This is a genomic window from Microbacterium sp. UBA3394 (genome assembly GCF_002358725.1).
GTDB classification, from domain to species: Bacteria; Actinomycetota; Actinomycetes; order Actinomycetales; family Microbacteriaceae; genus Microbacterium; species Microbacterium luteum.
Window position 1 is genome coordinate 44,088 of the sequence record NZ_DEPK01000116.1, and the last position, 8,749, is coordinate 52,836.

8 protein-coding genes and 1 other RNA gene are annotated in these 8,749 nt (G+C 68.4%); 1 reads left to right on the top strand and 8 read right to left on the bottom strand.

The genetic code is table 11. From position 1 onward, the window contains the following. Nucleotide 1 precedes the first annotated feature (1 nt). The 7 genes from B4E30_RS07165 to B4E30_RS07195 form a co-directional block, all read right to left on the bottom strand. On the bottom strand, nucleotides 2–574 hold the full coding sequence (locus tag B4E30_RS07165; protein WP_286794317.1) for a hypothetical protein: 573 nt from the start codon (nucleotides 572–574) through the stop codon (nucleotides 2–4). A gap of 73 nt (nucleotides 575–647) precedes the next feature. Continuing rightward, a complete protein-coding gene (locus tag B4E30_RS07170; RefSeq protein ID WP_100810625.1) occupies nucleotides 648–1,004 on the bottom strand; it encodes a helix-turn-helix domain-containing protein in 357 nt (118 codons plus the stop codon). 77 nt (nucleotides 1,005–1,081) lie between these two features. Continuing rightward, the gene (locus B4E30_RS07175; RefSeq protein ID WP_286794320.1) at nucleotides 1,082–2,404 is read right to left on the bottom strand and encodes a site-specific integrase; all 1,323 of its coding nucleotides are present in this window, start codon (nucleotides 2,402–2,404) and stop codon (nucleotides 1,082–1,084) included. After that, nucleotides 2,404–2,628: a helix-turn-helix transcriptional regulator gene (locus tag B4E30_RS07180; RefSeq protein ID WP_128216360.1), complete on the bottom strand. Its 225-nt coding sequence runs from the start codon at nucleotides 2,626–2,628 to the stop codon at nucleotides 2,404–2,406. The genes B4E30_RS07175 and B4E30_RS07180 overlap by 1 nt, the downstream gene beginning before the upstream one ends. A gap of 289 nt (nucleotides 2,629–2,917) precedes the next feature. Next, nucleotides 2,918–5,908: a bifunctional [glutamine synthetase] adenylyltransferase/[glutamine synthetase]-adenylyl-L-tyrosine phosphorylase gene (locus B4E30_RS07185; RefSeq protein ID WP_286794324.1), complete on the bottom strand. Its 2,991-nt coding sequence runs from the start codon at nucleotides 5,906–5,908 to the stop codon at nucleotides 2,918–2,920. Nucleotides 5,909–5,918: 10 nt separating this feature from the next. Continuing rightward, nucleotides 5,919–7,256 (bottom strand): type I glutamate--ammonia ligase, encoded by a 1,338-nt coding sequence (gene glnA, locus B4E30_RS07190; protein ID WP_071043432.1) that lies wholly within the window; start codon nucleotides 7,254–7,256, stop codon nucleotides 5,919–5,921. 40 nt (nucleotides 7,257–7,296) lie between these two features. Then, a complete protein-coding gene (locus B4E30_RS07195; RefSeq protein ID WP_071043431.1) occupies nucleotides 7,297–7,515 on the bottom strand; it encodes a hypothetical protein in 219 nt (72 codons plus the stop codon). Nucleotides 7,516–7,603: 88 nt separating this feature from the next. Between B4E30_RS07195 and ppgK the strand changes: the two genes are divergently transcribed. Next, the gene (ppgK, locus tag B4E30_RS07200) at nucleotides 7,604–8,365 is read left to right on the top strand and encodes a polyphosphate--glucose phosphotransferase (RefSeq protein WP_071043430.1); all 762 of its coding nucleotides are present in this window, start codon (nucleotides 7,604–7,606) and stop codon (nucleotides 8,363–8,365) included. A gap of 2 nt (nucleotides 8,366–8,367) precedes the next feature. Here the strand turns inward: ppgK and rnpB are convergent. Beyond that, an RNA gene (gene rnpB, locus B4E30_RS07205) (RNase P RNA component class A) lies at nucleotides 8,368–8,723 on the bottom strand. Nucleotides 8,724–8,749 lie beyond the last annotated feature (26 nt).

Sequence of the window (8,749 nt, forward strand, 5' to 3'; positions counted from 1 at the left end):
CTCAGCGGCACTCCGGGCCGAGCCCGTCGATGATCGCGGCGGGTGCGGCGACGATCTGCTCGCAGCGCAGGCAGCGCGTGCCGCGGAAGATCACTTCAGGCTCGCCGTGGATGCCGCGCTCAGGCTCGATGTCGTACAGGTCCGCGTGCGCGGCGAACAGGCGCGGGTGGTTCTTGGCGATGGCGGCATGGAACTGCGCAGCCGTGGTCGGCGGGTTGAGCTGGCGCTCGACGAACAGGTCGATCACCGTCGAATAGGCATCACGGGTGAGCCGCGTGGCGAGGAACAGGTCGGGATTCACCGCCGAGATACCGACGCTGGCGAGGTCGTCCAGCCCGTAGTCGTCCACGTCCTCAGTGACCAGGAACCGCGCGCCCGCGGCCGCGGCGTCGGCGAGGATCTGCCGATCCGCGCCCTTCGTCCCGCCGAAGCGTTCCGCACCCGTGCCGGTCGGCCCGAGGACGATGCCGAATCGCTCCCGGACGCTCGACGGCGGCAACGCCTTCGGGCGCATGTGCACCTGGGCCTCCCGCTCGGCAGCCCGGCTCCAGAAGGCGCGGAAGCCGCTCGGCACCCCGCCGACGACCAGCAGAGTCCGAGTGACGGGCTTAGCGATGATGTTCGCGTCCAGGAGAACGCGCGTCAGCTCACTGATCACCGAAGAGGTCGTCACGGAGTTCATCGCGCGTCAGCTCCACGAGGTCGCCCATCGTCTTGCGCCAGTACCGCTCGAACTCCTCGTAGGGGATGCGATTGCGATTGCCGACCTTGACAGCGCGAATCTCCCCCGCCTTGATCTTCCGCGAGATGGTGGGACGAGACACGCCCATCGCGTCGGCGACCTGTTCGGGGGTCATCATGCGGCGCTTCGCCGTCAGCGTCACCGTCTCCCCATCGGCTGCCGCCTGCTGCACATACGCGGCGACCTGCTCCAGCCAAGCCGGGCGCGCCCCGGCGCTGGAGCGCACATCCTCCGGGTTGATCGTCAAGCTCGTCATGGTCATGACCCCATCCTACCTCCACCTGCACACTCTGGACAATACAAGTGTTCATGCGGCATCCCCTTCTTGAGCCTTACAGTTCATGCGTCGATGCCCGCGAACGCCTCGTCGAGCGCGTCAGCCGCGACCTCGACGATGAGGTCGGGGCGCTTCGCGTAGTGCCCTTCCGTGATGTCGGTACTGCTGTGCCCGAGCAGGTCGCGTGCGACCTCGACGCCAGCCGTGTCCGATACCGCCGCGGCAACGGCCTTGCGGAGGCTGCGGAAGGTGAGGTGCTCGGCGTCGACCCCGATAGCCAGCAGCTCGGGCTCGAACTCGCGGCGGAACATCCGCAGCAGTTCGCCGACCGCGCTGGGGTCGCGCGGACGGCCGCGCTCGGTCGTGAACAACACGTCGTCTGGGTTCCGGTCGGGATCAGGAACGTGGTTCGCCACGAGTTCGCTCAGCACCTTGGCCGCGAACTTCGGCACGCGAACCCAACGCTTCTGCCGCTCCGCCTTGGGCGAGTCCTGACGGAACAGCCCGCGCGACTTGGTGCGAACCATCGTCCCGCCGACCCAGACGAGGGCCTCCATCGTGAGGCTCCCATCCGGCTGCTCCACCGCCTCGAACCGCACGTCCTGGAACCGGATCGCAATCGGCTCCGCAGTCCTCTCGGAGGTGCCGAGCGTGATGAGGATGTAGTCGGCGAGCAGCTTGTAGTTGGGCCGTCGACCCACCGGATAGCGCGCTCGGTGACGCTCCGGCCACACATCGCGGATGAGGTGGAGGACGTACTTGACCTGCACCGCGTCGAGTTCGAAGTACACCGTGTCCGGCTCGTCCGCTCGCCGGGTCGCACGGATCGGGTTCGCCACGACGACCGCCCCGTACCGCGTCTGCTGGATCGACCCGGCAGCCGAGAAGTGCCCCTGCTGGATCGCCCAATCGAACATCAGCGACATCACGTTCCGAACCTTGTTCGCGGTCGTCACCGACTTCTCACGGGCGATGTCCATGAGCAGCCCGTCGGCACGATCCGCGGTGATGTCAGCGATAGGGATGGCACCTGCACGCGGGATGACATGCGCGCGGACCACCGATGCGTAGCCGTCGACGGTCTGCTCGCGGCGCTGACGCAGCACCCGCGGATCATCATCGTGATACGCAGTCTTCAACCACGCCGTTGCCAACTCGGCGACGGTCATGAACTGCGTCCGTCGCGCCAGGACTCGACCGACCGCGACATCGGCCGCTTCCTGCAACGCGGTCAGAGCCTCAGCCTCGGTCGCTCCGCTGCCGCTGGGACGACGCTCTTGCCCGTTGCCGTCATAGACCCGCGCTCGCGCGATGACCAGGCCGTTCGGCTCGACGGTATAGGTCACCTTGCCGAGTTCGCCGAGCGCGCGCTTCGGCCGCGCCATCAGTCGCCCGCCCTATCCGTCGGGGCCACAATCCGCCGCGCGATGAACGCCTCGACATCCTCATCGCGGTAGCGGACGTTGTGCGACGAGAGTGCGACGAACGGCAACCCGAGACCTCGGCTGCGCGCACGCTCTGTCCGCCAGTCAGCGAGCGTCCTGATCGGGATGCCCGTGTACTCTGCAAGTTCCTGCGGAGTCCAGAGGCGGGGGCGGTCGTCGCTCATACCAATGAGGTAGGCGGCACCACCCGCAGACCTCCAGCGAACTCCGTAGGACGGCCAAGAATCGAGTAAACGGACGGGTTCTCGGACAGCCGCAGCAGCGACCCCACCCATGCTCACCATTGCACTTCCCTGTGTTTGCAGGGAAGTGTGAGCCTGCGGAACCCCCTCCGGTTCTCAGATCCTCAAGCCGAGCTCTACTTCGGCGTGTGACGCAGACCGCGTGACGTAAGACGGCCCCCGTGTGCACCCCGGGGGCCGTCTTTGCGCTGGGCCGCGACGTGAGCCGTCCTCAACCGTAGAAGAGCGTGTCGAACGTGCGCCGGGCGCGTCGGGCGGTTCGCACCCACTGCTCCTCGACGAGACTCGCGCTGTGGGGCGGCATCTCGAGCAGACGCCCGATGCCGTCGAGCTTGGATCTGTCTGTCGGCAGCACGTCGCTGGTCTGTCCCGAGAGCAGCGTGTTGGCGGACCTCAGGCGGCTCGCCAGACGCCAGGACGCCGCCAGACGCTCGGTCGCCACCGCCGACACGAGGCCGGCCTCGCGTGCGGCATGCAGGGCGTCGAGCGTCGAGGTGGTGCGCATGGCGGGTACCGCGTGCGCGTGCTGCAGCTGCAGGAGCTGCACCAGCCATTCCACGTCGCTCAGGCCGCCCGGGCCGAGCTTGAGGTGACGAGCCGGGTCCACCCCCTGGGGCAGCCGCTCACTCTCGACCCGCGCCTTGATCCGCTTGATCTCACGAAGCCCCTGCTGGTCCGCGTGCGCGGGATAGCGCACCTCGTCGGCGAGTTCGGTGAAGGCGCGGATGAGCTTGACGCTTCCCGCGATCCCCCGTGCCCGCAGCAGCGCCTGCGCCTCCCACGACAGCGACCATCGGCGATAGTACTCGGCATACGATTCCAGGGATCGTACGAGCGGGCCGTTGCGCCCCTCCGGGCGCAGGTCGGCGTCGAGGTCGAGCGGGAGACGATGATCCTCGGAGTGCCGCCGAAGTCCCTGGACGAGCGCCTGCGCGAGCTGATGCGCGCGCTGAGGGTCGAGCCCGTTCGGTCGGTAGACGTACATGAGGTCGGCGTCGGACCCGAAGCCGAGTTCCCGCCCCCCGAAGCGACCCATCGCGATGATCGAGAAATCGAGGGCGTCGTCTTCCGGTGGAACGACCTCCCGGCGCACCGCGCGCAGGGTGGCCTGGATGCTCACCTCGCTGATCGTGGTGAGGGTGTCCGCGATCTCCTCGATCGTGAGCACGCCGAGGATTCCGCCCATGGCGGTCCGCAGCATCTCGCGGCGGCGGAGCGCCCGTACGGAGTGCATCGCGTCTTCGACGTTGTCGTGACGGGTCTGTATCGCGCGCGCTTCCTCCTGGAGAGCGACCCCGGACCGCGGACGGAGGGCTTGGCCGTCATCGAGCCACGCGGCCGACTCGGGGATCCATTCCATCAGTTCACCCACATAGCGGGAGCCCGAGAGCACACGCGTGAGGTCTTCCGCAGCTCCCGCGGAGTCGCGCAGCATGCGCAGGAACCAGGGCGAGTCCCCCAGCCTCTCGCTGAGACGGCGGAAGGCGATCAGCCCGTAGTCGGGGTCGACGCCGTCGGCGAACCAGCGGAGCATGACCGGCATGAGGTGCCGCTGGATCTGCGACTTGCGACTGAGTCCCGTCGTGAGCGCCCCGATGTGACGCAGCGCGCCCCCGGGGTCGCGGAATCCGATGGCCGCCAGCCGGTCCTTCGCCTGCTCCGGCGAGAGGGAGCGCTCCTCTTCGGGGAGAGCCGCCACCGCCGACAGCAGCGGACGGTAGAACAGCCGCACGTGGATGTCGCGAACCTCCCGCTTGACCGATTCCCAGATCCGCAGGACCGAATCGCCGGTGTCCCCGAGTCCGGTCGCCCGAGCCAGGGAACGCAGTCCCTCGGCGTCTTCGGGCATCAGGTGGGTGCGGCGCAGGTGGCGCAGCTGCACGCGATGCTCCAGCAGCCGGAGCATCCGGTAGTCACGCGAGAAGGCGGCGGCTTCGGCGCGGCCGATGTACCCCTCCGCGACGAGTGCGTCGAGCGCCGCGAGCGTGCTCCGCTGCCGGATGCCGTGGTCGGAGAGTCCGTGGACAAGCTGCAGCAGCTGCACGGTGAACTCGATGTCCCGGATCCCGCCGGGGCCGAGTTTGATCTGGCGGGCGACTTCGTCGCTCGGGATGTGGTCGGTCACACGTTCGCGCATGCGCTGCACGCCGTCGACGAAGTTCTCGCGCGCGGCGCTCGTCCAGACCTTCGGCCCGACCGCGTTCACGTACGCGTCGCCGAGCGCCTCGTCGCCCGCGATCGCGCGCGCCTTCAGCAGCGCCTGGAATTCCCAGCTCGCCGCCCACCGGTCGTAGTACGACAGGTGCGACGCCAGGGTGCGCACCAGCGCTCCCTGCTTCCCCTCCGGGCGGAGGTTCGCGTCGACCTCCCACAGGGGAGGCTCGACCTCCATCTCGGAGACACCGCGCATGGTCTGTACCGCCAGCCGGGTCGCGATGTCGATCACGCGGCTCTCCCCCACCTCCTCCCGGAGCCAGTCCGCTGCGCCGCCGACGAAGATGACGTCGACGTCGCTGACGTAGTTCAGCTCGCGCGCCCCCGTCTTGCCCATGCCGATGACCGCGAGCTGGGTCGCCGCAACGTGTTCGCGCGGGAACGACGGCCCCGTCGACGACACGCGTGTGCGAGCGACGCACAGCGACGCCTCGAGTGCGGCCGCGGCTGCGTCCGCCAGCCGCCCGGCGACGAACGGGACCTGGTCGACGGGCGAGGGGCTCAGCAGATCGAAAGCGGCGATCTTGGCGAGCATGCGCCGATACCGCACCCGCAGCGCGACCCAGGAGCTCTCGCTGCCGTCGCGAGCGAAGCCGTCGGCTTCGCCGACGGCGTCGAGCAGCTCCTCCCGCATCTCGATGTCGGTCGGAAGGCTCGTGCCGGCATGCACCAGCTCGGCGAGCTCCTCGGGATGGCGGAGGAAGAACTCCCCGAATCCGGACGACGCGCCCAGGAGCGCCCACAGGGCGCGCCACCCGTTCTCGCTCGCACGAAGCTCCCGCACGGCGGCGGGATCTCGTCGCGCGATGAAGAGTATCGCCGAGACGGCGGCATCGGGATCGGCCGCGTCCGACGCGGCGTCGCGGAGCGCCTCCCAGGGCACGTCGATGAGCTGCTCGAGTTCGGAGAGGTCCGCATCGGCCTCCGTCAGGCGGCTGAAGCCGACGCGCGCGAGACCGGTCAGGGTCGTGGAGCGATCGCTGGCCATGGCGCCGGCGTCAGAGCATCTCGAGGTTGCTCTTCAACTCGTACGGGGTGACCTGCGACCGGTACTCCTGCCACTCACGGCGCTTGTTCAGCAGCACGTAGTTGAAGACCTGTTCGCCGAGGGTCTCGGCCACCAGCTCCGACTCCTCCATGTATTCCAGGGCGTGGTCGAGGCTGGTCGGCAACGGCGCGTAGCCGAGCGCGCGACGCTCGGAATCGGTGAGCGACCAGACGTTGTCCTCGGCCTCGGCGGGCAGCTCGTACCCTTCTTCGATGCCCTTCAGACCCGCGGCAAGCATCAGGGCGTACGCCAGGTAGGGATTGGCCGCCGAGTCGATGCCGCGGTACTCCACGCGCGAGGACTGACCCTTGTTCGGCTTGTACATCGGCACGCGCACGAGGGCGGACCGGTTGTTGTGCCCCCAGCAGATGAAGCTCGGGGCCTCGTCGCCGCCCCACAGACGCTTGTAGGAGTTGACGAACTGGTTCGTGACCGCCGAGATCTCGTTGGCGTGGCGCAGCAGCCCGGCAATGAACTGCCGCCCGACCTTGGAGAGCTGATACTGACCGCCCTCTTCGTAGAACGCGTTGGTGTCGCCCTCGAAGAGCGACATGTGGGTGTGCATCCCGCTTCCCGGCTTGCCGCCGAGCGGCTTGGGCATGAACGTCGCGTAGACGCCCTGCTCGATGGCGACTTCCTTGATCACCGTGCGGAAGGTCATGATGTTGTCGGCGGTCGTGAGGGCATCGGCGTACCGCAGGTCGATCTCGTTCTGGCCCGGTCCGCCCTCGTGGTGGCTGAACTCGACGGAGATCCCGAGGTCCTCCAGCATGCGCACGGAACGACGACGAAAATCGTGCGCCGTGCCGCCCGGCACGTTGTCGAAGTAGCCGGCCGAGTCGACCGGTTCCGGGCCCTCCGTCCCGTAGCGCGATGACTTCAGCAGGTAGAACTCGATCTCAGGATGCGTGTAGAAGGTGAAGCCCGCATCGGCTGCCTTCGCCAGGGATCGCTTGAGCACGTACCGCGGGTCGGCCACAGCGGGCTGACCGTCGGGGGTGGTGATGTCGCAGAACATCCGACCGGTCGGGTCGATCTCGCCCCGCCACGGAAGCGTCTGGAACGTCGTGGGATCGGGGTGCGCCAGCAGATCCGATTCGTAGGTGCGCGTGAGACCCTCGATGGCGGAGCCGTCGAAGCCGAGACCCTCGTTGAAGGCCCCCTCGACCTCCGCGGGGGCGATCGCCACCGACTTGAGCGTGCCGATCACGTCGGTGAACCAGAGCCGGACGAACTTGACGCCCCGCTCCTCGATCGTGCGCAGGACGAAATCGCGCTGCTTGTCCATGACTTTCCCTCCGCTGGACGTCGGTTGGCTGACTGCCAGACTACTTGTCGTCGGCGCCGGTTCCGGTCGCGCCCCAGGCGTCGTCGCGGGCTTCGTCCTCGGCCCAGGCGCGCGAGCGCTCCTTCAGCAGCTCCGGCGCCCGCGCGGCATCCTCGGCCGTGTCGAACGGGCCGGCGCGGTCGACCGCCGGCGAGACGTGGCCCCGCTCGACCTGCCCGGTCGTCAGGTTGTACCAGAACTTCTCTTCGCCGCCGGACATGGCCGCCTCCTCCGGTTCGCGAGCGCCTCGGTGACACCCCTGTCCCGATCCTAGTGAAGCGGGGTCCGGGCCTGGATAGGGTGAAGACATGGCAGCGAACAGCACCCGGGCGATCGGCGTCGACATCGGCGGCACAGGCATCAAGGGCGGCATCGTCGACCTCGAGCGCGGCGAACTCCTCAGCGATCGGGTGAAGGTGTCCACGCCCAAGGGCGCCAAACCCCAAGACGTGCTCGATGCGGTCACCGTCGTCCTCGACGAGCTCGGCGTCTCGGACGAGGCCCTCCCCCTCGGTGTCGCCTTCCCCGCCATCGTGAAGTCCGGTCGCACGCTGTCGGCCGCGAACGTGTCGGACGAATGGATCGGGTTCGAAGCCGAGGCGTTCTTCGAGAAGGGGCTCGGGCGCGACATCCACTTCGCCAACGACGCCGACGTCGCCGGGATCGCCGAGGTGCGCTACGGAGCGGCGAAGGGCGTCGACGGACTCACCATCCTCACCACGCTCGGAACCGGGATCGGGTCGGCGATGATCTACGACGGCGTGCTGATCCCCAACAGCGAGCTCGGACACGTGCACCGCGCCAAGCACGGCAAGGACGCCGAGGCCTATGCGGCGTACTCGGCGATGGAACGGGACGAGCTGTCGTGGAAGAAGTGGGCGGCGCGGCTGCAGTGGTACTACAGCCACATCGAGTTCCTCTTCAGCCCCGATCTCTTCGTCGTCGGCGGCGGCGTCTCCAAGCACTCCGAGCAGTTCCTGCCGCTGCTGGACATCAGGACGCCGATCGTTCCCGCTGTGCACCGCAACAACGCCGGCATCATCGGTGCGGCGTCGCTCGCGGTGAGCTGAGGCGAATGGGCCGGCCTGTACGCCGGGTTCTGTTCCGGGGCTCGCGCCCCATCGACGGTCATCTCTCTCGGCGTCACGTTGCCGTGACGCTCCAGCGGCCTACCCGGGGACTCGGCGGGCCGCGTCATCATCCCCTGTCTGGCCTTGCTCCGGGCGAGGTTTGCCGTGCGGGTCGTGTCACCACGACCCCGGTGGTCTCTTACACCGCCCTTTCACCCTTACCGGGCACGCCCGGCGGTCTGCTCTCTGTGGCACTGTCTCGCGGATCGCTCCGGGTGGGTGTTACCCACCGCCCTGCCCTGTGGAGCCCGGACGTTCCTCGGTGCGACGCGCGCAACGCGACCGTCCGGCCGACCCATTCGCTGCAGCGATCCTATCGCCGTC